Here is a 24,452-nt window from a genome sequence, read left to right as displayed (position 1 = left end):
CGAGACGCACAAGGGGCCCTCCGCTTGCGCCAACGCCTTGGTACCGGGGATTCCCTGTATCGCGGGCGTATCGAAAATCGCATACGCCACCGCAACGGCCCTCCGTCTGCAATGAGGGCATGAACCACAACGCACCCCCATCAGCGCCGTCCCGCCGCTTGCGCAGGAGTGTGCTTCTCGGCGTGGCGGTCCTCGGCGTGGCGAGCGCCGCGTTCGTCGTGCGACGACCGCTCATGATGTCTGCTCCGATGTGCATGGCGGGACGCTGGCACGGCTGCTTCGACACGTTCAACGGCGTGGTGCTGATGACATTGGTGGCGCTGCCGGTGGCCGCGCTCGTGGCGTGGGCGCTGGCGCGCCGTCGGCGTGCCTTGGGCAGTCGAACGGCGTGGCGGTGGTCGCTGGCCGAGGTCGGCATGGTCCACGGGACGGTGCCGTTCCTCTGGCTGACCATGATGCCGGGCGCCGGAGCCGGCACCGTCCCCGGCCGGGTGAGCCTGATACCGCTGCGGGACCTGGTCACGATGGGGCCGGTCGGCATCTTCGGCAACCTGCTGGGCTTCGCGGCGCTGGGGTTCTTCGCCCCGATGCGGTTCGCGGCGCTGGCGTCCGTGCCGCGGATCCTGGCCCTCGGGGCGGGCTGCTCGGCCCTGGTCGAAACGGCGCAGTACGTCCTGCGCCTGGACCGGGTGTCCTCCGTGGACGACGTACTGGTCAACACCGCCGGCGCCGTGCTGGCCGCGCTGGCGTCGCGTCGCTGGTGGCGCACCGCGGCACAAGCGCCGTCGGACCAGCCGCTCCCCACACCTGCACGGGCGGGGTGAGTCGCGTGTGCCGGTGTGCACAGGTCCGTGCATGCCTTCACATACGTCTTCGCATACGTCGGCGATATGTAGTGCTGCTTAGGCTTCGGGCATGCGCGTACTGATCGTGGAGGACGAGCCGTACCTGGCCGAGGCCGTCCGTGACGGTCTGCGCCTTGAGGCGATCGCCGCCGACATCGCCCGCGACGGCGACTCCGCCCTGGAACTGCTCAGCGTCAACTCCTACGACCTCGCGGTCCTGGACCGCGACATCCCCGGCCCGTCCGGCGACGAGGTCGCCCGCCGCATCGTCGCGTCCGGCAGCGGCATCCCGATCCTCATGCTCACCGCTGCCGACCGGATCGACGACAAGGCCTCCGGATTCGGGCTCGGCGCCGACGACTACCTCACCAAACCGTTCGAGCTGCAGGAGCTCGTCCTGCGGCTGAGGGCTCTCGACCGCAGACGCGCGTACGCCCGGCCCCCCGTCCGCGAGATCGCGGGCCTGCGGCTCGACCCCTTCCGCCGGGAGGTCTCCCGCGACGGACGCCACGTCGCGCTCACCCGCAAACAGTTCGCCGTGCTGGAAGTCCTCGTCGCCGCCGAGGGCGGCGTCATCAGCGCCGAAGAACTGCTGGAACGGGCCTGGGACGAGAACGCCGACCCGCTCACCAACGCCGTCCGCATCACCGTCTCCGCACTACGCAAACGGCTCGGCGAACCATGGATCATCGCCACGGTTCCCGGCGTCGGCTACCGGATCGACACCATCGCCCCCGGCCGTACGCATGCGTAGACGCCCAGGGCTCAGCGCCCGGCTGAAACTCACCCTCAGCTACGCCGGATTCCTCGCCATCGCCGGCGCTCTCCTGCTGGCCGTGGTGTGGGTGTTCCTGCTGCGCTACGTACCCGACAACTCACAGGGACTTCTCGGGATCGCGCCCAACCGCTACCTCCTCGTGCGAGTCTTCGCCCCCGCCGCGGCCCTGGCGATGGTCTTCCTGCTCGCTTTCGGCCTCCTGGGCGGATGGATCCTCGCCGGCCGCATGCTCGCACCGCTGACACAGATCACCGATGCGGCACGGATGGCGGGGAACGGGTCGCTGTCCCACCGGATCGGCATGAAGGGCCGCCAGGACGAGTTCCGTGAACTCTCCGACGCTTTCGACGCGATGCTCGGACAACTCCAGTCGCACGTCGCCGAGCACCAGAGGTTCGCCGCCAACGCCTCCCACGAACTGCGCACCCCGCTGGCCATCTCGCGGACGCTGCTCGACATCGCCCGCAGGGGCCCCGTGCGGGACCACGACGAACTCCTCGAACGCCTGCAAGCCGTCAATACGCGCGCGATCGACCTCACCGAGGCCCTCCTGCTGCTCAGCCGCAGCGACCGCGGCACCTTCACCCGCGAAAGCGTCGACCTCTCCCTCGTCGCCGAAGAAGCCGCCGAAACCCTGCTCCGCTTCGCCGAACAGCGCCGGATCACGCTCGACGTCACCGGCGAAGCGGCCCCGACCAGCGGCTCCGCGGAACTCCTGCTGCGCATGGTGACGAACCTCGTCCAGAACGCCATCGTCCACAACCTGCCCACCGGCGGCACCGTGACGGTCCACACCGAAGCGCGCGGCGACACGAGCGTGCTGCGGGTCGAGAACACGGGCCATCGCGTGCCGCCGGAACTGGTACCGACCCTCACCGAACCCTTCCAGCGCGGAACGGAACGCGTACGCACCGACGAGCACGCCGGCGTCGGCCTCGGCCTGGCCATCGTGCACAGCATCGTCCGCGCCCACGACGGGACCCTCGACTTCGTCCCCCGCCCCGACGGCGGTCTCCTCGTCACGGTCCGGCTCCCCGGCACGCCGTAAGCGTCGAATCCGGCTCCATGCCTGGTCGCTGCCGCGCCGGCTGAACTCCGCGTCGGGGGCGCTCAGTTCGGCCTCATGCGCGCTCTCCAGGTCGCGGCACTGGAGTTGGGAAAGACCGCCTGGCTCCTGCCGCGCGGCAGGCCGGGGACCGGAAGGCCGTCAGTGTGGGGGCGTTCCCGGTGTCGGGCGGCCGTTGTCGCATTGCTCGCGGACCTGAGCGTGCACCGGGGGATGCACGTCACCGCCGTCCGCGCCCAGGCCTGCGAGCAGGCGCAGTCCGTCCTCGGCGGGGCTGCCGGGAGCCGCGGACAGCACCAGCAACTCCATGCCCGGCTCGTTCGGTAGGGCGAAGTTCTCCTGGTGGAGTTCCAGCAGGCCGACCAGGGGGTGCCGGTACGCCTTGCGTCCATGTGTGCGGGCGCGCACGTCCGCGCGGGCCCAGAGTCGGCGGAAGCGCTCGCTGCCCATCGCCAACTCGCCGATGAGCGAGGCCAGACGGGGATCCTCAGGGTATTTACCGGCGGCCAGACGCAGATGCCCGACCACGTCGAGGGTGCATTTCTCCCAATCCGCGTAAAGACCGCGCTCGGCCTCCTCAAGGAAGATGTGCCGGGCGGTGTTCAGGCCCGGCATCGGCCGACCGTAGAGGAGCCCTGCCAGGCGGTTCCCGGCGAGCACGTCCAGGCGGTAGTCCATGATCAGCGCGGGTGCGCCGGCGACCAGGTCGAGGATCCGCAGCACCTCCGGTCGGACCCGCCCGCCCGGCGCCTTCGCGGGACGGCGGCGCTGCCGGGCAAGCCGGTAGAGGTGACCGCGTTCGGTCTCGTCGAGGCCGATGACGCGGGCGAGCGCGTCGAGGACCTGCTCGGAAGGCTGGGTCGCCCGGCCCTGCTCCAGGCGTACGTAGTAGTCGACGCTGACTCCGGCCAGGTGCGCGACCTCTTCGCGACGCAGCCCCTCGACCCGGCGGCGACTGTCGGTGGGGATGCCCACGGCAGCCGGGTCGACTCGGGAGCGCCGGGTTCGCAGGAAGCCCGCAAGATCGTCCATGCCTCCCAGTATGGCCTCGATCGGGGCCCGTGAAGGTGGTCCCGCCAGTACCAGGAAGTCCCGTCCGATGGAAGAGGCGCCCCTGAACGGCGGGCGCCGTAACGCCCAGAATCGGAGGCACCTGATCCGAAGGAGTTCCCATGAAGACGCTGGTCGTCCACGCCCACCCGGAGCCGAAGTCGCTCAACAGCTCACTGAAGGACCTCGCGGTGTCCACATTGGAGACCGCCGGGCACGAGGTACGGGTGAGCGATCTGTACGCGATGAACTGGAAGGCCGTCGTGGATGCCGCGGACTACGGCCCCGACGCCTCAAGTCCGCTGAGGGTCGCGCTGGACTCGGGCCGGGCCTTCGATGCCGGGACGCTCACCCCGGACGTCCTCGCCGAGCAGGAGAAGCTGCTGTGGGCCGACACGATCATCTTCCAGTTCCCGCTGTGGTGGTACACCATGCCCGCGATCCTCAAGGGTTGGGTGGACCGGGTGTTCACCTACCGCTTCGCCTACGGTGTCGGCGAGCACAGCGACACCCAGTACGGTGAGCGCTTCGGCGAAGGCACCCTCGCGGGCAAGAAGGCTCTGCTGTCGGTCACCGCCGGCGGCCCGGAGTCGCACTACGCCGCTCGCGGGATCAACGGTCCCATCGACGATCTGCTGTTCCCGATCCAGCACGGCATCCTCTATTACCCGGGCATCGAGGTGCTGCCGCCGTTCGTGCTGTACGGCACCGACCGGATGACCGGCGACGACTACCACGATGTCGCCAAGGCCTGGGAACAGCGCCTGCTCACCCTGGAGTCGACCGAGCCGATCGCGTTCCGGCGGCAGAACTTCGGCGACTACGAGATCCCCTCGCTGCACCTGAAGGAGGGACTGGAGCCCGCGGGCCGCACGGGTTTCGGGCTGCACGTACGCGACTGACCGACATCGATGCCCCCTGCTTCAAGTCCCGTCCAAAGCCTCGTTGAAGTGGCCCCGCCCCTGCGACCCGGCTGTCCTCAACCACCCGCGGCGCACAGCCCGACCCCGGCATTTCCTCTGCCCTACTCCAGAACTTGGCGCCTTGTGCGACGCGGACAGGTTGCCCAGAAGCACCCAAGGTCCCTTGCCAGCCCAGGAGTTGGGGCAGCGCGCTACGGTTTGACGCATGGACGAGTACGCGGTGCCCATCCTGCCCAGCCGAGATCTGGGTGAGACGCTCGGCTTCTATGTCCGCCTCGGGTTTGAGCCGCGAGGTGCGCCGCCGGAACAATACGGCTACCTGATCATGGTTCGGAACACCGTGGAGCTGCACTTCTGGCATCACCCCGGGGTGGATCCGCTTGCTACGGCGGGCAGTTGCTACGTGCACGTGGCGGACGCGGAGGCCCTCCACCGCGCGTGGGCCCAGGTCGGCGTACCCAAAGACCAGAGCACCGGTAGTCGTCTGGAGCCGCCCACCGACACCGACTACCGCATGCGCGAGTTCGCCCTCGTGGACCGCAGCGGCAATCTGCTGCGTATCGGCAGTCCCCTTCCCCCCACGGATGTGCGGAAGGGGCCGAGGCGGACGTAGCAACTTCGAGGAGTTCCGGTTCAAGGCGTACGGGTATGGGGTGCTCAGCCCGTCGGCCGAGTCGGCTCGGGCGCCTCGTCGGCCGGGCCGGACTGCCCGCCGCAGAACACCTCGTTGACGAGCCGCTGCTTCACCTTCTCAAGCGCCCCGGCTATGGCGGCGAGGTCGAGTTCGGCATCCCCGAAGGTCAGCGAGGCGGTGAGGGTCGTACTGCCGTCGGGCGTGCTGTACATGAGCGCCGCCCAGCCCCAAAGGCCGCCGTTGTGGTGGAGGATGGTGCCGCCGCAGTCCGTGTCCTGCACGAACAGCCCGAGGCCGTAGCGGTAGTCGCCGCTCTTGGGGTGCGGCCTGCGCATCTCGGCCAGCAGCGGAGCCGGCAGAAGCCTGCCGCCCAGCAGCGCCGAGAAGAACGTGTGGAGATCCTCGGTGGTCGAGATCATGTCACCGGCGGCGGAGAGGCAGGAGGGGTTGAAGCGGGTGGCGTCGGCCGTCTTCCACTCACCGGCATCCTGGTACCGGTAGTAGCCGTGGGCGTGCGGCTCGGGGATCTCCGGCGAGGCGTCCGGCACCACGGTGCCCGACAGACCGAGCGGTCCCAGGATCAGCCGTTGCATCTCCTCACCGTAGGAGCGGCCGCTGGCCTTCTCTACCAGCAGCCTGGCCAGCACGTAGTTGGTGTTGGAGTAGCTCCAGTCCGTCCCCGGCTCAAACCGCGCGGGCTTGGACAACGCCAGCCGAACCAGTTCCTCGGGCCGGTAGGTACGGAACCGGTTGTCCACCCACTCCTGGGCCATCGCGGGGATCCCCGGCATGACCGTCCCGTCGTCGTAGACCTCGCCGGTGAAGTTGAACAGCCCGCTGGTGTGCTGCAACAGCATCCGCGCCGTGATGCGCCGGTCAAGGCCGTATCCGGGCAGGTGGTCGGCCACCGGGGCGTCCAGTCCTATCTTTCCTTCGGCCACCATTTGCAGCACCAGGGTCGCGGTGAAGGTCTTGGTGTTACTGCCGATCCGGAAGTGCCCGTTGGTCGGCGGCTTGGCGTCCCCGCCCAGCTCGCACACGCCCGCACTGCCGACCCACTCGCCGGTCTCATCGTGTACGCGCAACTGCACTCCGGCGAGCCCGGAATCGACGATCTCCTGGATGGCCTTTTGCAGCTCCGGGCGGTCCGGCCCGGCAGCGGAGTTCTTCGTGGTGTGGAGGGACTCACTCATGGTCATTCCTTATCTCGCGACAGCACGTTTTTTGGCGCGGCTCAAAGCCACAACGGCCCGTAGCCACCGGCCCCTTCGAAGCGGCCATGCGATGAGCGTGCACCCTGACCCAAGGTCAAGGTCAACCTCTGTCGCGACCGTGGGCCGGCCTGCACCGAAAGCAGGCGTCGCCGCCGCGGACCGGGCGTTGTACGCGATCCGAGCCGACCAGCCCGCAGAGATCGCCATCGCTTCGCACGCGCTCCACGCCGCGCCCTCGGCCCGTCCTCCACATGCCCACCCTCCCGGCGCAGGTGCGTGCTCGATCGGGTGCCGTCCTCGGCTACACGGGTGACGAGTTGGAACAGGTGCGCGCTACCCTCACCCCTGTGATCGCCCGCGACCCATACCTCAAGGTGAGCACGGGGGCCACCGACGACCACGGCTCGCTCCTGCGCAAAGAGCCGCGTGCCGCCGTCACGGTTCGCGAGATCGCGACCGCCCACGATCCGGAGGTGTGCTGAGCCGATGGCAGACGGACTCACGATCGGTCAGGCGGCCGCGTTCGTCGGCGTCACGATCAAGACCGTGCGGCACTATCACCGGCTCGGCCTGGTCGCCGAGCCGCAACGTGACGGTTCCGGCTATCGGCGTTACGGATCGGCCGACCTGCTCCGGCTGGTCCAGGTCCGAACCCTGGCCGGGGCCGGCGTGCCGCTGGCCGGGATCGGTGACCTGCTCGACGCCGCTCCCGAGCGGTTCGCCGCCACCCTGGACGACGTACATCGTCGGCTCACCGAACAGATCGAGGACCTGACCGCGCGCCGCGACACCCTGCACCGGCTCGCCCAGGGCGACCGGGCCCTGCTGCCCGACCGCGCCTGCGCGGTCCTGGACCGACTCGCCGATCTCGGCTTCGGCCCCGAGTACGTGGCCACGCAACGGGAGGCCCTGGTGCTGGCCAGAGCGCTGGTCCCGGAGGTCTTCGACGCCTTCCTGACCAGGCTTGAACGCGGGCTTGACGATCCCGCGTTCATCGAGCTGACCAAGCGCGCCTTGGATGCGACGTCGTGGGATCCCGACGACCCGCGGATCGAGGGGCTGGCGTCCGCGCTGGCCGACAAGCTGCTCGCCGACCGCGTGGCGATGCCGACCGGATCTCAGAACCAGTCCGACGCCGCGTCCCGGTACGGGCTCGTCAACCACCACCGGGAAGACCAGGTACCTTCCATCGCGCGGTTGAACCGGCTGGTCGAGGCGAACCTGCGCGCAGCCGGGATCGACATCCCGCATCAGTGATGGCCGCCGAGGCCACGTACAGCGGTTCGGAGGACCAATCGCGTCCGTCCCCGCCGCGCCCGCACCGGGGCGCCCGGCGGACGGGCCGTGCGTACGGCCATCACCCTGCCCGGCCGTCGCAGATGACCTCGCCCTGGAAACGGCCTCGATCCGCCCATACCCCGCACACGTGCATGACATCGCAAACCCCGGCCGCAGCCGCTCGGCGCGCTGGGTTGGGCCCTGTGCCGGTGCCGAAACAGGCCTTGAGGGGGCGTTTGCGTCCTATGTGGCCGGATACGCGGAGGGCGGCCATGCTCGATGAGGGGCGTGGTGCTGTCGGCACCCGCCGACAGCCCGGAACGCGCCGAGCCGCGCGGTGAAATACAGACAGGAGCGAACGCTATGCAGGTGGCATTTCTCGTGGCGCCCGAAGGCATCGAGCAGGTCGAGCTGACCGAGCCGTGGCAGGCGGTGACCGACGCCGGGCACACGCCGAAGCTGGTCTCCACCGAATCGGGGCGCGTGCAGGCGTACAACCACCTGGACAAGGCCGACACCTTCCCGGTCGACCGGACGGTCGGCGAGGCACGGCCGGAGGACTTCGACGCGCTGGTCCTGCCCGGCGGCGTCGCCAACCCCGACGCGCTGCGCATGGACGATGACGCCGTCGCCTTCGCGAAGGGCTTCTTCGACCTGGGCAAGCCGGTGGCGGCGATCTGCCACGCACCCTGGACGCTGGTCGAGGCCGACGTACTGCGCGGGCGCACCCTCACGTCCTGGCCGAGTCTCCGCACCGACATCACCAACGCGGGCGGCACCTGGGTCGACGAGCCCGTCAAGGTGTGCACCGCCGGTTCCAACACGCTGATCACCAGCCGCAAGCCGGACGACCTCAAGGCCTTCTGCGAAACCTTCCTCAAGGAATTCGCCCGCTGACGGAGAGTTCAGCGAAGTGCCCCGCGCGGCGGCCGGGGCGGCACAGGCTCCCTCCTTCGGCCCGGGGGGGGCGGGAACTCATCGCAGGTGTGCGCGCTGCGCTGCCCTGGGGAGAGGTTGGTGAAGGGCAGCGCGATGTCGCCGTCGGGTCGGGGGTTCACTGCCGGGTGCATGACGTGGGTTCCCCGGCGCTACATGATGACCTCGCAGACCGGCGAGACGAGTCCGTCCTCCGGGTGTGACCGCGAGTGGCTCGGCGCCGGTAGGTCGTTCGGCGGTGTGAGGCAGCCGCGCAGCTTGGGCTGGTCCGCGCCCACCGGACCGGCTTGGCGGAGCGCAGTTCGGGGTGCTCTGCGGCCACCCGGACCGGCCTGGCGGTGATCGTCTCGTTGGCGTCCCGTGTGTTGTGGGCAGTGGCGGGGGTCGGGGGGGGCACTGGCTGTGCTCGCCAACACTGCTGCTCTCGGCAATGCCTCCGCGTCGGGCGGGATGCCATGGGTAGCGTCGCGGACTGGCCTCGCGCTCCCCCCTCGGCCGGCGGTGATCGCGGCACACCAACACGGCCGACTTCTCGCCATCGGCTGCCGATCCTGAGCGGCAAGAACGCCGAAACCGCATCACCTCTAACTCCCGCTAACGCGAGGCTGGTTGAGACGTTAGCGACACGTTGGCGTGCACTGGAACGATTGCGCACTCCCCCACGGAGCCTCACGGCCGTAAGCACACGGCCGGTGCTCCGTTCGCCCGGCACCGCGAGCCAACAGCCCGCGAGAGGACCCGATGCACGCCAACGAGCAAGCCCAGACCACTGAGCGCAACGGCCCCAGCCACTCACGCGCTCAAGCCCCGCGCACCAGCATCGGGCGGGGGTTCGCTGTAGTGTCCGCCACCGCGGTCACCGCTGTGGGCGCCGTCGTAGGCGTGGCCGCAGGTGGCCCCGCCGCTGCGTCAAGCGACAACTTCGAGGCGGCCTCCGGCGATTCGACGCTTCTCGCCGACATACCCGCCGGACAGCAGGCTCAGGTTCAGACCGCGTCCCTGGCACAGCAGGCGGACGCACAGTACGCGCAGGCGAGTGCCACGGCGAAGAAGTCCGCCGAGGAAGCCGCGCGCGTCCGGGCCGCACAGGATGCCAAGGCCAAGAAGGACGCTGCTGACAAGGACAAAGCCAGTAAGGACGCCAAGGCCCGCGACCTGGAGACCCAGGCCGCCAGCCGCTCGGCGAGCCGGAGCACTTTTCAGGTGCAGAGCTCCTACTCGACCTCCGACGTCCAGGCGATCGCCCGTCAGATCGTCCCCGCCGGCCAGTTCCAGTGCTTCAGCAACATCATTGACAACGAGTCGAGCTGGAACTACCGCGCCACCAACGGCAGTGCCTACGGTCTGGTCCAAGCGCTGCCGGGCTCCAAGATGAGCACCGTGGGCGCCGACTGGCAGACCAATCCGGCCACGCAGATCAAGTGGGGCCTCAACTACATGAACGAACGCTACGGCAGCCCCTGCGGCGCCTGGTCGTTCTGGCAGAGCCACAACTCGTACTAGCTAGGCCGTATCCGTGTTGAGATCCGAGCTTTCGGATCTCAACAGGCCGGAGGACGCCCTGCTCGCCACGGTCGGGTCAGCGGCTGAGCGCGTCGACCTCGGCGTAACCGGGGATGCCCGCGGGCAGCGGCATGCCGTCCCGGACCGCGACTGCCGTGGCGACCGTGGCGTGCAGGGCTGCGCGGAAGAGCAGGGAGCCGGTGCTGACCCGTCGCACGCCCAGCTCCGCCAACCGGCCGAAGCCCAGCGAGGGCTGGTGCAACACGTTGACCGGTACCGGCACAGCTTTGGTCACGGCGGCGATGTCCGCTTCCCCCGCGAGGCCCGGCACGAAGATCCCGTCGGCGCCCGTGTCCACATACCGCCGAGCCCGTTCCAGCGTCGCGGAGACCGAGGCGTCGACGCTCAGCCAGTAGGTGTCCGTACGCGCGTTGAGGAACACCCCGGGCGCGCGGCCCTTCACGGCACGGATCAATGCCACCTGAGCCAGGGGGTCGGCCAGCCGGTCCCCCCGCCCGTCCTCCAGATTGACCCCCGCGACGCCCAGCGAGCCCAACTCCGCGACCAGGTCGCCTACTTCACCGGGGTCGGTGCTGAACCCCGCTTCGATGTCGACGGTGATCGGGCAGGGCAGCCGGACCAGCCTCCGGGCCAGCGCGATGGTTTCCTCGCGGGCCAGCCCCGCGGCGTCAGGCAGACCGTGGGCGGCGGCCACGCCGAGACTGGTCGTGCCGACGGCGGCGAACCCGGCAGCGGCCAGCGCCGCGGCCGACGCGAAGTCCCAGGCGTTGGGCAGCAGCAACGGCTTTCCCGCCTCATGCAGTGCGTGGAACGCGGTGTTCAACAAATCCTCACTTCCGCCAAGCCCGCCGCGAGGCGAGCGCGTGCCCACGGCCGCGGCATGAATGCGGGTCGGTCGCGCCAGGCACCTCCGCCAGGCCGACCACCACGAGCGTGGCTGCCAACGCTACTTGACGGTCGGGACACGGACCCCGGAGCAGCTGGGGCGGCTGCAACCGGCGCGCACCAGCGACGAGCACCGTCAACCCCGGAGACCCCCGCGAATCGCCCGCTGACGCGCCGCGCCCCGGCCTGTGCAGGTGGTTGAGGCTCGTGCCGGCCAAGGCCGGGATCATCCTGATGGCGGGGGCGGTTCTGCCCCTGCCGGGCACGCTGTCAAAGGACGACGGCGCTGCTGATCGAGAGGCCCGCGTGCAGGAGCAGTTCGTGGACCGGCCCGACGACGCAGTGCACGACGCGGACCGGCTCGTGACAACGCTCATGAGCGAGCGCGGCTACCCGACGGAAGACTAGGCCGGAAGCGCTCCTGAGGCAGGGAGCCCCCGTCGGCGCGTGCCGTGGGCAGCGCACTTCCGGCAGCGGCCCAGGGCGTCACTTCGGCGCTTGCGGCTCCCGAAGTCGACGTTGCCGGGACGCCCGCCGCATCCGTACGAGCAGACACAGGGCGGATACGGCGAAGAGGCCCGCCGTTACCAGCAACCAGCGTCCCAGGAACACGTCGGACGGCAGGGCGGTGGTGACGGTGAAGTGGTCGACCTGCTCGAAGATCAGCGGCCACCACACAAGCAGCAGCACACCGGAGACGAAGGCCGGGACACGGACATGGTTGACGCTCACCAACCGCGCCCCCGCGCCGTCAGCTCCGTGCGCCCCACGACCCGGCAGGAGGCGCTGGAGGCCGTGGTCGACCATCGAGTAGAAGGGAAGGAGCACCAGGTCGTGCAGCAGGGCCGCGCCGACGAACCAGATGATCACACTCCGTGTGTCGCCGTGGAGGAGGCGCAGGCCCGCGTAGCCGGCGAGGGCGAAGGAGCACAGGATCAGCAGCAGGTGCAGCGGGGAGGCGCCGTAACGTGCGCGGAAGCGGTTCACGCCGGCTCTCCGAAGGTGAGGCGGGTGACCCACTTGGTGTTGTGGACCCCGGGGGCGTTCGGGACGATGATCCGCGCGGGATAGCCGTGGTCATGGGAGAGGACGGCTCCGTTGACCTCCACCGCGAGCAGCGAGCGGGTGTCGCGCACCTGGTTGGCGGCCAGGACGACGGAGCTGAAGGATCCGCCGCGCTGTACCGACTCGACCAGCACCTGCGGCACATCTTCGGTCAGACCGACCAGAGCGGCGAGGTCGACCAGGCGCACGCCGCCCCACCGCTGATCTGATGTGGACCAGCCCTCCACGCAGGCGATGGGGAGCTCGGCTGTGCGCCTCGGCAGCGCGTACAGCTCGTCCCGGGTCAATACGGTCTGACGCCCGCCGGCGCGAACGGTCAGGCGCCAGGCGGGGCCGATGTCGCTGGGCCGGATGCCGAGCGAGGCGGCGGTCTTGTTGATCTGGAACCCGTTCGGTCCGGTGCCGGGATCCTGGCTGTGCGGGGCGAGCAGAGCGGTCTTGCGCATCCATCCGCCGATGCTCTGGCCCATCGTCATCAGAAGCAGGGCCGCGGACCCGGCGCCCACCAGCAGGACAGCGCCGCGCCGGGAGATCGTGGGGTCGGCGGGCCGGGGTGAGGTGAGGCCCATTCCGTCCGTACGGAGCGGCCCGTCAACGGGCCGCGGTGGGTGCCGCTCTTCCGCGCGCGGGCCCTTCATCACCGCGATGACCGCGCGCCGGAGGCGGAAGACGACGTGGACGACGAAGGCGCCGATGAACACCCACGCCCCGTAGAAGTGCAGGACGTAGAAGGAGCCCGGAAAGATGTAGTGCAACTGCACGTTCAGCACACCGGTGGCGAACTCGAAGCCGGCCCCGCCCACCAGCAGGAGCAGAGAGAGTCGCTCAAGCGCATGGCTGACCGAGCGCACGGCCGGCCATTCGAAGAGCTTGGGAATCACCGACCACAGCTTCGCCAGGAGCACGGGGATCAGCGCGATGCCGAGGGTGACGTGCACACCCTGGCTGAGCCGGTAGCCCCAGTACGGAGACGTCGGCCAGGTGAACAGATAGAAGCCGAGCAGCCCCTTGTCCGGGGTCTGGTCGTTGACCCGCGCCAGGTCGGGGCTGTACGCGGCGTAGGACAGCAGCCCGGTCACGAACAGGACGGTCACCGCGCACAGCAGGGTCAGGCCGAACACGGCCGTCAGCCACGGTCCTCGAATGGGGCTGCGCCAGAACTCAGGCCGCGTCGGACCCGCGGGCGGCCCCGCCGCGATGGCCGTACGCAGCCGCTCAAGCCCACGCTTGACGGCTGCCACGCGGGCATGGGGCGTCGCGTCTTGCGGCGGTGGTCCGGGGGCGGAACCGCTCTGCGACGCGGCGTCGTCCGGAGAACCGTCCCGCCCCTGTGTTCCGGCCGCGCCGGGAGGCGGTGCGGGTGGCTCCGGGGCCTCGGGGGCGGGCCGGTCGTTGTCGTCCTGCCGGCCGCCATCCATGCGATCCCCTGTTCCACCGGGCGTCGACCGAGCGCCGCGCGTTCAGAGGTGAAAATTCCGCCTCCGGCTCGCGCGGCCGTGCCGACACTCCGCATGTGTGTCCCAGAGGCAGCCGAACGGCCCAGCCGCCGGCCGAGCGCGTGCCGAGGTCCGGGTTCACCAACGAGGCCCCGCCGGAGAGCTGTAGCTCTCCGGCGGGGCCTGGCGTAGCGCGCGTTGCCGCCATCCGCCCGTTTGGGCGGTGTTGCGGACCGACGAGGGGAAAGGCGGGTCAGCCGATGCGCACACCGAACTGGAAAGGCATGTTGTCCATCGACTCGTAGCGCACAACCGTGCCGGTCCTCGGCGCGTGCAGCACCATGTTGTTGCCCGCGTACAGGGCTATGTGGTGCAGGTCGTCGAAGAAGAGCACCAGGTCGCCGGGCTTCAGCTCACTGCGGCCGATCCGGGTGCCCATGGTGGCCTGCTCCTGCGAGGTGCGCGGCAGGTTAACGCCCGCCTGAGCGTAGGCGTAGCCCGTCAGACCCGAGCAGTCCCAGGACGCCATGCCGGTCTTGCCATAGCTGTACGGCTTGCCGAGCTGCGTCTCGGCCGCCCGCAGGGCGGTGGCTCCGACCTGCGAGGCGGGTACGTCCTTGCCGAGGTCCGGGCGCTCGGTGGAACGGTTGGCGCGCGCGTCGTCGGCGACGAGCGAGGCCTTCTCCTGCGCGGTCAGCGAGTTGAGAAGCTTCTGCGCGTCGCTGAGCTTGCCCTGGACTTCCTGCTTCTTGTCGCTGAGCACCTTGGTGGTGTCGGCGAGGTCCTTCAGCTTGTCCTGGGCTTCCTTGCGCTCCTGGGCGAGAGCGCGCTGCTTGCCCTGGATCTTCTGCAGTGCCTCGGTCTGATGGGCGCTCAGCTGGTCGAGCGAGGACGCCTTTTCGAGGAAGTCGTCAGGGTTGGAGGACAGGAAGAGCGCGATCGAGGGGTCGATGCCGCCGGAGCGGTACTGGGCCGAGGCCATCGACCCGAGGCCCTGGCGCAGGGTGTTGAGCTCCTGCTGGCCACGGGCGACCTTGTCCTGGATCTGGCTGATCTGCTTCTCCAGCTGACCCTGCTTCTCCTTGGCGCCGTTGGCCGCCTCGGTCGCCTGCTCGGCCTCGTCGTAGAGCTTGTCGACCTTGCTCTTGACCTCGTCCTTGGATGGCTTCGGGTCCGCCTGGGCGGCCTGCGAAGTGAGGGCGACGACTGCGGCGGCGGTCGCGCTGAGCACGGTCACACGGGTGCGGCTCGCGGGCTTTGGACGACGGTGGGACCCCACGAAGGCGAGCTCCTTCTTCCTCAGCCGCCGAACACGCAGACCCGGCGGAACCTTCACGGACACCCCGAACGGGTGATCAATCGCATGAAGGTATGAGGCCTGACCCTAATGACCTTCCTGTGATCAGTTCAAATCCTCATGGCAAAAAAATCGGTCACTGAGAGGAATCTTTACTGTCAACCCACGTGCAGTAGTTGGCACTTGACGCAGTGCTCAGCAATGACAACCCGAATCCGGGCATTGGGTATAGGAGTTATATAACATCACATACCATCCCAGACACCTGAAAGGTGGGATAGGAGCAGCAGCGAGACCGGTCATGCGCGCGCCTCCACGACGCCGTTCGCCACGCGTTCGGGGTCCGGGGCTCCGACCGAACCTGGCGCGCGCGAGTATCGAGATCGCCGAGAGCGTCGGTCGCGGCATGAAATGGCCCAGTGAATCAGGAGGCAAGTGGCCTCGGTAATGGGCCACTCGGCTTGGTTTGATGAGGGCATGCCTTCTCGACTGCTGCCTCCCAGCGGCCCCGCCCGCCCCCTCGCCGCCGCCCAGCTCGTCAACTCACTTGGCGACGGCGCCTATTTGGTCACCTCGGCGCTGTACTTCAGCCGCATAGTCGGCCTCTCCCCCACCCGCATAGGTCTCGGTCTCACCCTTGCCTGGGCCGTGGGCGCGGTCGCCGGGGTCCCGCTCGGCCGGCTCGCCGACCGGCGCGGCCCGCGCACCGTCGCCGTACTGCTCGCCGCCGCCACCGGCGCCTCGGTCGCCGCCTTCCTGTTCGTCCGCGGTTTCCTCCCCTTCGTGCTGGCCGCCTGCTGCTACGCGACCGCCCAGACCGGCCTCGCCGCCGCCCGCCAAGCGCTCCTTGCCGCACTGGTCGACCGACGGGACCGTACGCACGTCCTCGCGCACCTCCAGGCCACCCTCAACGCCGGGCTCGCCATCGGCGCCGCGTTCGGCGGGGTCGCGCTCCACTACGGCACCCGCACCGCCTACCTCGCGGTGTTCGCCCTGGACGCGGCCGCCTTCCTGCTGTGCGCTCTCGTCCTGCTCCGACTGCCCACTGTCCCGCCCCGGCCGGCCGCGCCCGGCAAGGGGCCGCGGATCGCCGTGCTGCGCGACCGCCCCTACGCCCTGGTGACCTTCCTCAACACACTGCTCCTGCTGCGGATGCCGCTGATCAGCCTCGCCATTCCGCTGTGGACGGTCACCCGCACCAACGCGCCCGGCTGGCTGGTCTCCGCACTACTGGTGCTCAACACCGGCGCGGTGATGCTCTTCCAGGTCCGTACCGCCTCCGCCGTCCGCGATCTGCCCAGCGCGGTACGGACCGTGGCCCGCGGCGGTGTCCTGATGCTCGCCTCCTGTGCGGTGTTCGCCCTCAGCTCCGCGGGGGCTCCTGCCTGGGTCGCCGTGGCAGTACTGCTGCTCGCGGGCGGGCTCCAGGTGGCGGGCGAGATGATGCAGTCCTCGGGCGCCTGGCAGATCGGCTTCGATCTGGCCCCGGCCGACCAACAGGGCGAGTACCAGGGTTTCTTCGGCATGGGTGTGCCGCTGGCCAGGATGCTCGGTCCGCTGCTCCTCACCGCGCTCGTCATCGACTGGGGCGTGCCCGGCTGGCTGCTGCTCGGCCTCCTCTTCCTCGGCGCGGGCCTCGCACTGGGACCGGCGGTCCGTTGGGCCGAGCGGTCCAACTCGCGCGTGCTGACGGTGAGTTGACGCGAAGCGCCGGACGACAACGGCACAGGTGGGCGCGTCGCCAGGAAGTCCTCGCGAACCGCCCTCAGCTCTGCGCACGGACTCACGCCAAGTGATCACTGGTTCTCGTGCCGTTCGGCGCGGTATGCCCGGAAAGCAGCACTCGACGGACCTCGCCCCGCGGCTGGAACCGCGGACCGGTGCAGGATGTGCTGCCCGGTCCGCGGGGGCCGCTGCCCGCGGATGTCGCGCACGCGGTGCTGCCGGGCTTCGGAGTCACGTCAACTGAGCAAGTCGAGAGGGCTGGTGTGCAGTGAAGAGCCAACTTCGTCACAGATGGAGCCGTTCAGCGACAAGGCTGTTCCGCAGCAGGGTTGCCGCGATCGCGGGGGCGGTCGCACTGCTCGCGGCGGTGTTCACCGGCGCGGGCGCCGGGACCGCCGCGGCCGCGGACGGCGGGGCACGAGCCGCCGCGGTGGGGGGATGGACCTGCCCGGGGGTGGCTGTTCCACCCGGATATGTCATCACCATGTTCAACCGTGCCGGTTGTAACGGTGCGGGCGCCTGGTTGCAGCAGCCCGTCCGTGACGGGATATGGACCTGTTCGGGGTCGCCCATCGTTTCCGGCTATGTCATCACCAACTACGACCGCAATGGGTGCAGCGGAGTCGGCGGCTGGTACCACCAGCTCGTGCGCAACGGCATCTGGACCTGCCCCTACTCCCCCATTCCGGCGGGGTACCGCAGCACGACGTATGACGCGCGGGGATGCAGCGGTCTCGGAGCGTGGCTCACCATCCGCTCCTGACGTCGATCACGATGGACCGCGGGCACCGACTGGGCGGGGTGCCCGCGGTAGATCGCTCCCGCTGTTTTCGGACAAACTACCGCCGCCCGGATCGGCGCCGAGCGGCTACGCAACGTACTGGCGGCCAACCTTCCTGTCGGGAACGGACCGGCACGTTCGTGCTGGCCGGTGCCGAGAGGCACGGCCGGTCAGGTGCCGCACCAGGAACAGGTGCTGAGGGCGGGCGAGTTGCGGGCCCGACAGGCCGTGGGCCCGGTTGGCCGGACGTGTGCGGCGGGGTGGGCAGGGGGCGTCCGCGTACCTCACTGGGCCCGTGCGGCAGGGTCGGTGAGGAGTTGCCTGGCGAGTTCCGTGCGCCGCCGCACACCGAGTTTCCGGAAGCTGTTGGTCAGGTGCGTCTCCACGGTGCGCAGGGCCAGGCGCAGCAGCGCCGCGATCTCCGGGTTGGAGTGTCCCTGGGCGGCCAGGTCGCAGATGCGCCTTTCGCTGCTGGTGAGGGCGTGCGCACCGGTCTGGCAGGCGGCGGCTCGACGGGCTCCGGCGGCGGCGAGCTGCTCGGCGACAACGGTGCGCAACCGGTCGGCACCGATCCGCTCGGCGTGCCGGGCGGCCGACCGCAGAGCCTGCCGGGCGGCGGTGAGATGACCGGCCTCGGAGAGCATCCGGCCGTGGGCGGCCAGCGCGGAGATGAGCTCGGGGGTGGTGTCGGCGGTGCTGCCCAGCAGGTCGACGGCTTGCCCGACCATCGCCAGTCCGGCCCGGCTGCCGGTGGCGGTGCCGAGGGCCCGCATGGCCCGTCCGACGCAGCGTGGGGTGCCCCAACGGCGGGCCGTCTCCAGCTCCTCGGCAGCGAGGGCGACGGCTGCCCCGGGTCGGCCGAGGAGCAGTTGGCAATCGGCGGCGGCGGAGCGCCACGGGGTGACGATCGGGCTCATCACCTGTCGTGCGCTCTGTCGACGGCCGCACTCCAACAGGTCGTCGAGTGCGGCTGCCGGGGCGCCCTCCGCAAGGCTCAACAGCCCTCGGGCGTAGAGGAATTCGTTCCATTCCCAGGACCCCTGGGAGCTGTCGGCGGCGACTGTGCCGGCCAGTTGGCGGGCTTCGGCGATGCGGTCCATCTCGGTGAGGGCGATGACGGCTTGTGCCACGAGGTGAGCGTTGTCGAAGCCGGAGGGAACGGGGCGGGGCGCACCGGCCAGAATGCCCCAGTCTTGGCATGCCTCAAGGAGTTCTCGGTAGCGGCCGCGCATCACCAGGCTCTCGGCGTGGACACTGAGCAGACTCTGGTAGCCGGGGTCGACCAACGGACCGCGGTGTCCGGCCGTGCCGTCCGCGACGAGGCGGTCGGCGAGTTCGAGTTCGTCTGCCCACTGGGCGAGCGTGGCCGCGGAAGCCAGTACGTACGTCCGTGAGAAGGGGTCCAGTGGTTGCGCTGTCACCTCGTGGGCGACCGCGACGGCCTGGGCAGCGGTCAACTGGCCGCTGGTGGAGTCGAATTCGGCGAGCAGCGCGCGGGCGGCCGGCGCGGGCGGCAGGGGTGAGCCGGTGGCCAGCCGGCGCAGCCGGTGCACCGTTTCCAGCCAGCTGTGCCCGTCGTGTGAGGCGATCAGTGCCGCGGCGCCCTGAACAGCACAGGCCAGTTCCGGATGGCCGGTGAACCGCTCGGCGAGTTCCTCCATCACCTCCAGCGCGGTCGAGGTCTGACCACGGGCGGCGAGCGCGGTGCCCAGGGCGTTCGCGGCCTTGAAGACACTCACGTCGGACTGCGGTTCCAGCCGTACCGATTCGGCCAGGTGCCGTACCCCTGAGGCCCGCTCTGCCGGGCCCAGGGTCACTTCCAGGGTGCCGAGTTCCGTCAGCACACCGCCGCGCCGGCTGGGTCGCAGCGGTTCCGCCAAGGCCCGGCGCAGATAGTCCACCGCCTGCTCCGGCCGTCCCTCGCGCCGCGCCGAGCGGGCGGCGCACAGCAGCGTCTCTGCGGCCCAGCCTGGCCCGCTGCCGCCGGCCGCCACCAGGTGCGCGGCGACCACCTCATCCGGGGCGCCGCGGTGGTGCAGCAGTTCGGCGGTGGCTCGGCGCGGTGGTTCGAGTCCGGCCGACTCCCTGGGCCGGCTTTCCGTGTCGGTGGGGTGCCGGGGTGGTTCGGCCAGGACGCCGGGCGCGGGCGATGCTTCCGTTGTCAACCATCCTCTGAGGGGTTCCCACGCGATCTCCCAGCGGTTGCCTTCGGGGTCGGCGATATACGCCGACCGGCCTCCCGAGGGCCGGTCCGCCGGTCCGGCGACCGTGGTCGCGTCGGCGGCCACAGCGGCCGCGAAGGCGGCGTCCACCTGCTGGGAACTGTCCACAGCACAGGTCAGCGTGATGCCCGACCATCCCCCGGCACCCGCGGCGCCGCGTTCCGCGCCGGCCGCCGGCTCGGCCAGGGGATACAGCACCAGCAGCACCCCCGCGAGCAGGAAACCCGCCCGGCCGTTGTCGCCCTCGGGTAACTCCGCCCAGCCAAGTCCGCGGTAGAACTGGCGCAGCCTCGGCACGTTCCGCGCACCAAGTGTCACTGTACAAAGGCGAGAAGGCACGTGAGACATGATCAAGATCTTGCAGTTGAGGCAAGCCTTCTGACAACAAGGGGGCCTGATGCTCCCGGACGCGCCGCCCCGCGATGGCCCACGAGCCGGATCGTCAGCGCGAACGGGCCTTAGGTTCGTGGACTTCCACGATGCCTCAGGGGCGCGCTGCCGTGCAGAGTGGGCATCGCTCCTCCGGGCCGCACCGGCCCGCAAGAGCCCCTGGTTCGCGGAGCGGCGCGTCCGGGGTGGTTGTGGAGCGGGGACGTGTCCCGCATCCGGAACTCCGTCAAGCCGGACGACGGATGGCATCACGCACGGCACGACGATCGGGAGCGTGACCTCATGGACGACTACCTTCGGTACTGCCAGGCCGGCCCGGACTTCTACGACCGCCCCGGCCACGGTGCCGGACAGCGCTTCGAACTCACCGGCCGAGGGGTGCCCGAAGGCTGGACACTGTCCCATGACGACGCCTGGAGCCATTTCGCTCCCGTGGGGCACGAGTTCCCGGAGCAGGGCTGGAAGGTGCACGTCTCGGTCGTTCCCCGGGAGGCGGCCGAGGTCATGGACATCGTGGCCAAGCACTGCCTGGGGCGTCGTCTGCCGTTCAAGGTCCTGACCGGGCCACAGACGCACCAGAGGATGAACAGCAAGTACGCCCCGCGTGGCAGCAGCGGCAAGCTGATCACCATCTACCCGTCGGACAGCGCCCAACTCAAGGGCGTGCTCGACGAGTTGTCCGTACCCCTGGAAGGGCGTGAGGGCCCGTACGTCCTCAGCGACCTACGGTGGCGGCAGGGTCCGCTGTACGTGCGCTTCGGTGGGTTCCGGCCGATGCACACGGTGGACGACCGGGGGCGCCGGGTGCTCGCCGTGCGCAAGCCCGACGGCACTCTGGTGCCGGATGTGCGGGGCCCCGGGTTCCGGCCGCCACCGTGGGTGGAGGTGCCCGGTTTCCTCAAGGAACAGATGGAGGCGACGGCCGCGGCCTCTCGTGCTGAACCCCCGATGCCGTACACGGTGGAGAAGGCACTGCACTTCTCGAACGGGGGCGGCATCTACCTCGCCGCGGACCCGGAGACGGGCGAGCGGGTGGTGCTGCGCGAGGCCCGGCCCCACGCGGGGGTCGACGGGAAGGGAAACGACGCGGTCGCGCGCCTGTACCGGGAGGCGCGGGCTCTGGAAGCGCTCGGCGACCTCGACTTCGTGCCGCGGTTCAAGGGGACGTTCACCGCCTGGGAGCACCACTTCCTCGTCCAGGAGTACATCGAGGGCGAGACCTTGTGGGACTACCTGGCCGCCCGCAACCCGGCGACCCGTGCGTCCAGCGACCGCGCCGCCTACGCCACGTACACCCAGACCGCACTCGCCATCCTCGAACGATTGGAGGCGGCGCTGGCCGTGCTCCACGAACGGGGATACGTGTTCGGGGATCTGCACCCCCGCAACGTCATGGTGCGGCCCGACGGCCGCATCGCGCTGGTCGACTTCGAGGTCGCTCATCGTCCCGGCCTCGATGCCGCCCCGGCCATCGCGTGCCCGGGTTTCGTCGCCGAGCACGCCTCGTCGGGCACCGACCGGGACACGTACGCCCTGGACTGTCTGCGCATGGCGCTCTTCGTGCCGCTCACTCTGATGCTCGACCTCGACCCCCACAAGACAACCGAGTTGGCTGACGCGGTCGGCGAACTCTTCCCGGTTCCGGCCCAGTTGACCGAGCGGATTCGCGTGGGTCTCGATCGGCCCGCCAAGCGGAAGAGGACCGGCCGCGCTCCGGCCGAGGCCTTCGCCGCGGCGGCCGAGGACCTCGGCGGCCCCGCGATGCGCACGCTCATGTCCTCGTTGGGGCAGGCGATACGTGCCAGCGCGACGCCGCAGCGCACCGACCGGCTCTTTCCCGGTGACCCGAGGGGCCTGGACGACGGCGGATACAACCTGGCCTACGGCGCTGCCGGGGTGCTGTACGCCCTGCGTTCGGCGGGCCAGGAAACCGACCCCGACCATGTCCGGTGGCTGGCGGAGGCGACCCGCCGGGCACCGGCCGTCTGCGGCCTGCACACGGGGCTGCACGGCGCCGCCCTCGTCCTGCACGGCCTGGGCCACGAACAAGCGGCGTACGACGCGCTCGACCGCGCGGCACCCGAGGTCGCCTCGGCCACGTCACCCGATCTGCACGCCGGCCTCGCCGGGGTCGCTCTGGTACTGCGTCACCTGGCCCGAGCCACCGACGACCCGCACTGGTGTGACGAACTCGCGGGTGTCTCCACTCGACTCGCCGACATCGTGACCGGAGCCGCCGATGGTCGCACCGGCGGTCCGGGCGTGCCCCGGGCGGGACTGATGCACGGCTTCACCGGTGCCGCCCTCTTCTTCCTGCGTCGCTACCAGGACACGGAGGACGCCACCTACCTGGACCACGCCCGGCTTGCCCTCGACCTCGATCTGGCGCACTGCCGCACCGACGAGTCCGGCGAGGTGGCACTGGCCGACGGGGCACGGCTGCTGCCGTACCTGGGGCTCGGCAGTGCCGGTCTCGCGGAAGCCGTAGCCCTGTGCAACCGGTACCGGCCGGACGAACGGCTCGCCACCCTGCACCGCGGCATCCTGCGGGCCTGCCACACCCCGTTCACTGTGGAGCCCGGTCTGTTGATGGGGCGCGCCGGGCTGATCACGGCACTGGCCGCCGGAGAGGAGACGCGGTCGGCAGCGATCACCGGGCTCGCCCACCACGTCCGCCGGCTGTCCTGGCACGCGGTGCCCCGCAGCGTCGAACCGGCCGGAACGGAGGGTGTCGCCTTCCCGGGGCACCAACTCCTGCGGCTGTCCATGGATCTGAGCAACGGCACGGCGGGTGTCCTGCTCGCCCTGCGCGCCTGCGAACGCGCCGCCGGGCCGACGCCCGCCCCTGCGGAGTCGATGCGGACCGAATCGGCATGGGCCGAGGCGGCCGGACTGCCCGCGCCACACATCACGCCCGCCTGAGGGCGTCCAAGATCTCCGGAGCCACCCGGCACCGGATTGGCACATCTACCAGGAGGTACACATGAACGCGATTCTCGAACTCCAGGAACTGCCCGTCGCCGAGATCGACACCGACGGTGAACTGGCCCTCGCCAGCAGCGTCAGCAACCACTGCATGACGATCATCGACTAAGCAGGCACATACCAGTGGCCCCGGACAGCGCCCGTCAACCGGTGTTGTCCGGGGCTCTGCGCGTCAGAACGGAGGGATGGCGATGACAGCGGTGGCTCTGCACCGCAACCAGACGTACGTGCGCCTGTGGGTTTCGTACACCTTGTCGTCCCTCGGCACCTTCGCGTCGCTGGTCTCCCTCCCCCTGCTCGTCATGGCGTCCTCGGGAAGTCCGGTCGGGGTCGGACTGATCAGCTTCGCCGGTGCGTCGTTCATGTTGCTCGTGCTGCCCTGGGCGGGCCTGCTGGTCGACCGGGCGGGCTGGCAGGCGGTAATGGTACGGGCCGACCTCGTCCGGGGCATCGCCTTCGGCGCCCTGACGTACACGGTCGTGACCCACCAGGTGACCATCGGCGCCATCCTCTGTGTCACCGTCGTCAACAGCGCACTCGGCGTGCCGTTCATCTCGGCCGCGGCCACCGCTCTGCGTGCGGCGGTGCCCTCGGAGCAGCTGTCCGCGGCCTTGTCGGTCAATCAGGGGCGGGCGGCGTTCGTGACCATCCTCGGCCCGCTGGCCGGTGCCTCGCTCTACGGTGTGGCGCCCGCCCTGCCGTTCGCCGTGGACGCCGTGTCGTTCATCGCCTCCGCCGCACTCGTGGCGACGCTGCCGGACCCCACCGCCGGACCCGCGAACGGGCCGACCACCCGCTGGACGGACATCACGGCGGGATGGCGCTTCCTGCGCGGCCATCCCGTCCTTCGGTACATGACGCTCAACGTGATCGTCACCGACTTCGGGATCAACGGTGTCGTCGTAGTCCTCATCATCAGCACATCCGCGTCGGGAGACGCCCTGGGGACGGGTGTGATCACCGCATGTACCGGAGCCGGGAACCTTCTGGGCTCCGCCGTCACGCTCTGGGCCATCCGGCACATCCGCCCACGCACCCTGATCCTGGCCGCCACATGGACGGGGGCACTCGCCGTGTCCGCCATCGCCGTCACGGACCAAGTGCTGTGGGGCGCGCTCCTCGCAGGCTGCTTCTGCGTGGCGACCCCGGTCCTCGGGGTGCTCACCAACAAGACGCTCCTGGAGGAGGTGCCGCAGGACATCGTCGGGCGGGTCCAGAGCGTCTTCCAGACCCTCCCCAGACTCGTCGCCGCCACCGGGCCGGTGGTCGCGGGCCTGCTCCTCGGAGTGCTGCCCGTCCCCGCCGTGGTGCTGCTGTTCGCGGTACCCCTGCTGGCCCTCGCCCTGTTCACCACCCTGGCCAGGGCGCTGCGGCCGGGCCTGCGCTGATGTCTCCCATCCCTCGCCACCACTCCTGAC

The 24,452-nt window shown here is 70.1% G+C and carries 22 protein-coding genes; 15 read left to right on the top strand and 7 right to left on the bottom strand.

What is annotated here, in order from left to right:
* Nucleotides 1-119: 119 nt before the first annotated feature.
* The 3 genes from OG522_RS34105 (at nucleotide 120) to OG522_RS34095 (ending at nucleotide 2,671) form a co-directional block, all read left to right on the top strand.
* Nucleotides 120-824 (top strand): VanZ family protein, encoded by a 705-nt coding sequence (locus OG522_RS34105; RefSeq protein WP_329466907.1) that lies wholly within the window; start codon nucleotides 120-122, stop codon nucleotides 822-824.
* 91 nt (nucleotides 825-915) lie between these two features.
* Complete coding sequence (locus tag OG522_RS34100) at nucleotides 916-1,599, top strand: response regulator transcription factor (protein WP_329466906.1); 684 nt, start codon at nucleotides 916-918, stop codon at nucleotides 1,597-1,599.
* Nucleotides 1,592-2,671, top strand: coding sequence for a sensor histidine kinase (locus OG522_RS34095; protein WP_329466905.1), 1,080 nt, complete (start codon nucleotides 1,592-1,594; stop codon nucleotides 2,669-2,671). Before OG522_RS34100 ends, OG522_RS34095 begins: the two co-directional genes overlap by 8 nt.
* 159 nt (nucleotides 2,672-2,830) lie before the next feature.
* Here the strand turns inward: OG522_RS34095 and OG522_RS34090 are convergent, their stop codons facing one another.
* Nucleotides 2,831-3,721: a helix-turn-helix transcriptional regulator gene (locus OG522_RS34090; RefSeq protein ID WP_329466904.1), complete on the bottom strand. Its 891-nt coding sequence runs from the start codon at nucleotides 3,719-3,721 to the stop codon at nucleotides 2,831-2,833.
* Between the two features lie 140 nt (nucleotides 3,722-3,861).
* Here OG522_RS34090 and OG522_RS34085 point away from each other — a divergent pair, with 140 nt between their 5' ends.
* Together OG522_RS34085 and OG522_RS34080 are read left to right on the top strand one after the other, a co-directional pair.
* Nucleotides 3,862-4,641 carry an NAD(P)H-dependent oxidoreductase gene (locus tag OG522_RS34085; RefSeq protein WP_329466903.1) on the top strand — a complete coding sequence of 260 codons (780 nt, stop codon included), beginning with the start codon at nucleotides 3,862-3,864 and terminating at the stop codon, nucleotides 4,639-4,641.
* 226 nt (nucleotides 4,642-4,867) lie between these two features.
* Complete coding sequence (locus OG522_RS34080) at nucleotides 4,868-5,275, top strand: bleomycin resistance protein (RefSeq protein ID WP_329466902.1); 408 nt, start codon at nucleotides 4,868-4,870, stop codon at nucleotides 5,273-5,275.
* Nucleotides 5,276-5,319: 44 nt separating this feature from the next.
* Here the strand turns inward: OG522_RS34080 and OG522_RS34075 are convergent, their stop codons facing one another.
* The gene (locus OG522_RS34075) at nucleotides 5,320-6,489 is read right to left on the bottom strand and encodes a serine hydrolase domain-containing protein (protein ID WP_329466901.1); all 1,170 of its coding nucleotides are present in this window, start codon (nucleotides 6,487-6,489) and stop codon (nucleotides 5,320-5,322) included.
* A gap of 293 nt (nucleotides 6,490-6,782) precedes the next feature.
* Here OG522_RS34075 and OG522_RS34070 point away from each other — a divergent pair, with 293 nt between their 5' ends.
* The 4 genes from OG522_RS34070 to OG522_RS34055 all read left to right on the top strand — a co-directional run bounded on the left by OG522_RS34070 (nucleotide 6,783) and on the right by OG522_RS34055 (nucleotide 10,227).
* A complete protein-coding gene (locus OG522_RS34070) occupies nucleotides 6,783-6,992 on the top strand; it encodes a hypothetical protein (protein ID WP_329466900.1) in 210 nt (69 codons plus the stop codon).
* A gap of 4 nt (nucleotides 6,993-6,996) precedes the next feature.
* Complete coding sequence (locus OG522_RS34065) at nucleotides 6,997-7,767, top strand: MerR family transcriptional regulator (RefSeq protein WP_329466899.1); 771 nt, start codon at nucleotides 6,997-6,999, stop codon at nucleotides 7,765-7,767.
* Nucleotides 7,768-8,151: 384 nt separating this feature from the next.
* On the top strand, nucleotides 8,152-8,685 hold the full coding sequence (locus OG522_RS34060; RefSeq protein ID WP_329466898.1) for a type 1 glutamine amidotransferase domain-containing protein: 534 nt from the start codon (nucleotides 8,152-8,154) through the stop codon (nucleotides 8,683-8,685).
* 879 nt (nucleotides 8,686-9,564) lie between these two features.
* Entirely contained in the window at nucleotides 9,565-10,227 is a 663-nt protein-coding gene (locus OG522_RS34055) for a transglycosylase SLT domain-containing protein (RefSeq protein ID WP_443074782.1), read from the top strand.
* A 76-nt stretch (nucleotides 10,228-10,303) separates the two neighbouring features.
* On the opposite strand, the gene OG522_RS34050 is transcribed toward OG522_RS34055, so the two are convergent.
* Entirely contained in the window at nucleotides 10,304-11,071 is a 768-nt protein-coding gene (locus tag OG522_RS34050; protein ID WP_329466897.1) for an isocitrate lyase/PEP mutase family protein, read from the bottom strand.
* A 269-nt stretch (nucleotides 11,072-11,340) separates the two neighbouring features.
* Between OG522_RS34050 and OG522_RS34045 the strand changes: the two genes are divergently transcribed.
* The gene (locus OG522_RS34045; RefSeq protein WP_329467900.1) at nucleotides 11,341-11,541 is read left to right on the top strand and encodes a hypothetical protein; all 201 of its coding nucleotides are present in this window, start codon (nucleotides 11,341-11,343) and stop codon (nucleotides 11,539-11,541) included.
* 78 nt (nucleotides 11,542-11,619) lie between these two features.
* Here OG522_RS34045 and OG522_RS34040 read toward each other — a convergent pair whose 3' ends face one another.
* The 3 genes from OG522_RS34040 to OG522_RS34030 form a co-directional block, all read right to left on the bottom strand.
* On the bottom strand, nucleotides 11,620-12,120 hold the full coding sequence (locus OG522_RS34040) for a hypothetical protein (RefSeq protein WP_329466896.1): 501 nt from the start codon (nucleotides 12,118-12,120) through the stop codon (nucleotides 11,620-11,622).
* Nucleotides 12,117-13,439 carry a molybdopterin-dependent oxidoreductase gene (locus tag OG522_RS34035; protein ID WP_329466895.1) on the bottom strand — a complete coding sequence of 441 codons (1,323 nt, stop codon included), beginning with the start codon at nucleotides 13,437-13,439 and terminating at the stop codon, nucleotides 12,117-12,119. The genes OG522_RS34040 and OG522_RS34035 overlap by 4 nt, the downstream gene beginning before the upstream one ends.
* A gap of 448 nt (nucleotides 13,440-13,887) precedes the next feature.
* Nucleotides 13,888-14,913, bottom strand: a complete 1,026-nt coding sequence (locus tag OG522_RS34030; protein WP_329466894.1) for a C40 family peptidase — start codon at nucleotides 14,911-14,913, stop codon at nucleotides 13,888-13,890.
* A 495-nt stretch (nucleotides 14,914-15,408) separates the two neighbouring features.
* Between OG522_RS34030 and OG522_RS34025 the strand changes: the two genes are divergently transcribed.
* Nucleotides 15,409-16,632 carry an MFS transporter gene (locus OG522_RS34025; protein WP_329466893.1) on the top strand — a complete coding sequence of 408 codons (1,224 nt, stop codon included), beginning with the start codon at nucleotides 15,409-15,411 and terminating at the stop codon, nucleotides 16,630-16,632.
* A 547-nt stretch (nucleotides 16,633-17,179) separates the two neighbouring features.
* The gene (locus OG522_RS34020; protein WP_329466892.1) at nucleotides 17,180-17,419 is read left to right on the top strand and encodes a hypothetical protein; all 240 of its coding nucleotides are present in this window, start codon (nucleotides 17,180-17,182) and stop codon (nucleotides 17,417-17,419) included.
* A gap of 302 nt (nucleotides 17,420-17,721) precedes the next feature.
* Here OG522_RS34020 and OG522_RS34015 read toward each other — a convergent pair whose 3' ends face one another.
* Nucleotides 17,722-20,007 carry a LuxR C-terminal-related transcriptional regulator gene (locus tag OG522_RS34015; protein WP_329466891.1) on the bottom strand — a complete coding sequence of 762 codons (2,286 nt, stop codon included), beginning with the start codon at nucleotides 20,005-20,007 and terminating at the stop codon, nucleotides 17,722-17,724.
* A 246-nt stretch (nucleotides 20,008-20,253) separates the two neighbouring features.
* On the opposite strand from OG522_RS34015, the gene lanKC reads away from it, so the two are divergent.
* From lanKC to OG522_RS34000, 3 genes are all read left to right on the top strand, one after another.
* Nucleotides 20,254-22,971, top strand: a complete 2,718-nt coding sequence (gene lanKC, locus OG522_RS34010; protein WP_329466890.1) for a class III lanthionine synthetase LanKC — start codon at nucleotides 20,254-20,256, stop codon at nucleotides 22,969-22,971.
* Between the two features lie 61 nt (nucleotides 22,972-23,032).
* A complete protein-coding gene (locus OG522_RS34005; RefSeq protein WP_329466889.1) occupies nucleotides 23,033-23,143 on the top strand; it encodes a class III lanthipeptide in 111 nt (36 codons plus the stop codon).
* 82 nt (nucleotides 23,144-23,225) lie between these two features.
* Nucleotides 23,226-24,422 carry an MFS transporter gene (locus OG522_RS34000; protein WP_329466888.1) on the top strand — a complete coding sequence of 399 codons (1,197 nt, stop codon included), beginning with the start codon at nucleotides 23,226-23,228 and terminating at the stop codon, nucleotides 24,420-24,422.
* Nucleotides 24,423-24,452 lie beyond the last annotated feature (30 nt).

The sequence above is a fragment of the Streptomyces sp. NBC_01431 genome (genome assembly GCF_036231355.1).
Taxonomy (GTDB): domain Bacteria; phylum Actinomycetota; class Actinomycetes; order Streptomycetales; family Streptomycetaceae; genus Streptomyces.
The sequence above is the reverse complement of the archived record's forward strand: the minus strand, read 5'-3'. Positions and strand labels throughout refer to the sequence as shown.

What these genes read in the sequence shown, in the direction of transcription:
- OG522_RS34105 (WP_329466907.1), top strand. Translation starts at nt 120, where the DNA reads ATGAACCACAACGCACCCCCATCAGCGCCGTCCCGCCGCTTGCGCAGG.
- OG522_RS34100 (WP_329466906.1), top strand. Translation starts at nt 916, where the DNA reads ATGCGCGTACTGATCGTGGAGGACGAGCCGTACCTGGCCGAGGCCGTC.
- OG522_RS34095 (WP_329466905.1), top strand. Translation starts at nt 1,592, where the DNA reads ATGCGTAGACGCCCAGGGCTCAGCGCCCGGCTGAAACTCACCCTCAGC.
- OG522_RS34090 (WP_329466904.1), bottom strand. Translation starts at nt 3,721, where the DNA reads ATGGACGATCTTGCGGGCTTCCTGCGAACCCGGCGCTCCCGAGTCGAC.
- OG522_RS34085 (WP_329466903.1), top strand. Translation starts at nt 3,862, where the DNA reads ATGAAGACGCTGGTCGTCCACGCCCACCCGGAGCCGAAGTCGCTCAAC.
- OG522_RS34080 (WP_329466902.1), top strand. Translation starts at nt 4,868, where the DNA reads ATGGACGAGTACGCGGTGCCCATCCTGCCCAGCCGAGATCTGGGTGAG.
- OG522_RS34075 (WP_329466901.1), bottom strand. Translation starts at nt 6,489, where the DNA reads ATGAGTGAGTCCCTCCACACCACGAAGAACTCCGCTGCCGGGCCGGAC.
- OG522_RS34065 (WP_329466899.1), top strand. Translation starts at nt 6,997, where the DNA reads ATGGCAGACGGACTCACGATCGGTCAGGCGGCCGCGTTCGTCGGCGTC.
- OG522_RS34060 (WP_329466898.1), top strand. Translation starts at nt 8,152, where the DNA reads ATGCAGGTGGCATTTCTCGTGGCGCCCGAAGGCATCGAGCAGGTCGAG.
- OG522_RS34025 (WP_329466893.1), top strand. Translation starts at nt 15,409, where the DNA reads ATGCCTTCTCGACTGCTGCCTCCCAGCGGCCCCGCCCGCCCCCTCGCC.
- OG522_RS34015 (WP_329466891.1), bottom strand. Translation starts at nt 20,007, where the DNA reads ATGTCTCACGTGCCTTCTCGCCTTTGTACAGTGACACTTGGTGCGCGG.
- OG522_RS34005 (WP_329466889.1), top strand. Translation starts at nt 23,033, where the DNA reads ATGAACGCGATTCTCGAACTCCAGGAACTGCCCGTCGCCGAGATCGAC.
- OG522_RS34000 (WP_329466888.1), top strand. Translation starts at nt 23,226, where the DNA reads ATGACAGCGGTGGCTCTGCACCGCAACCAGACGTACGTGCGCCTGTGG.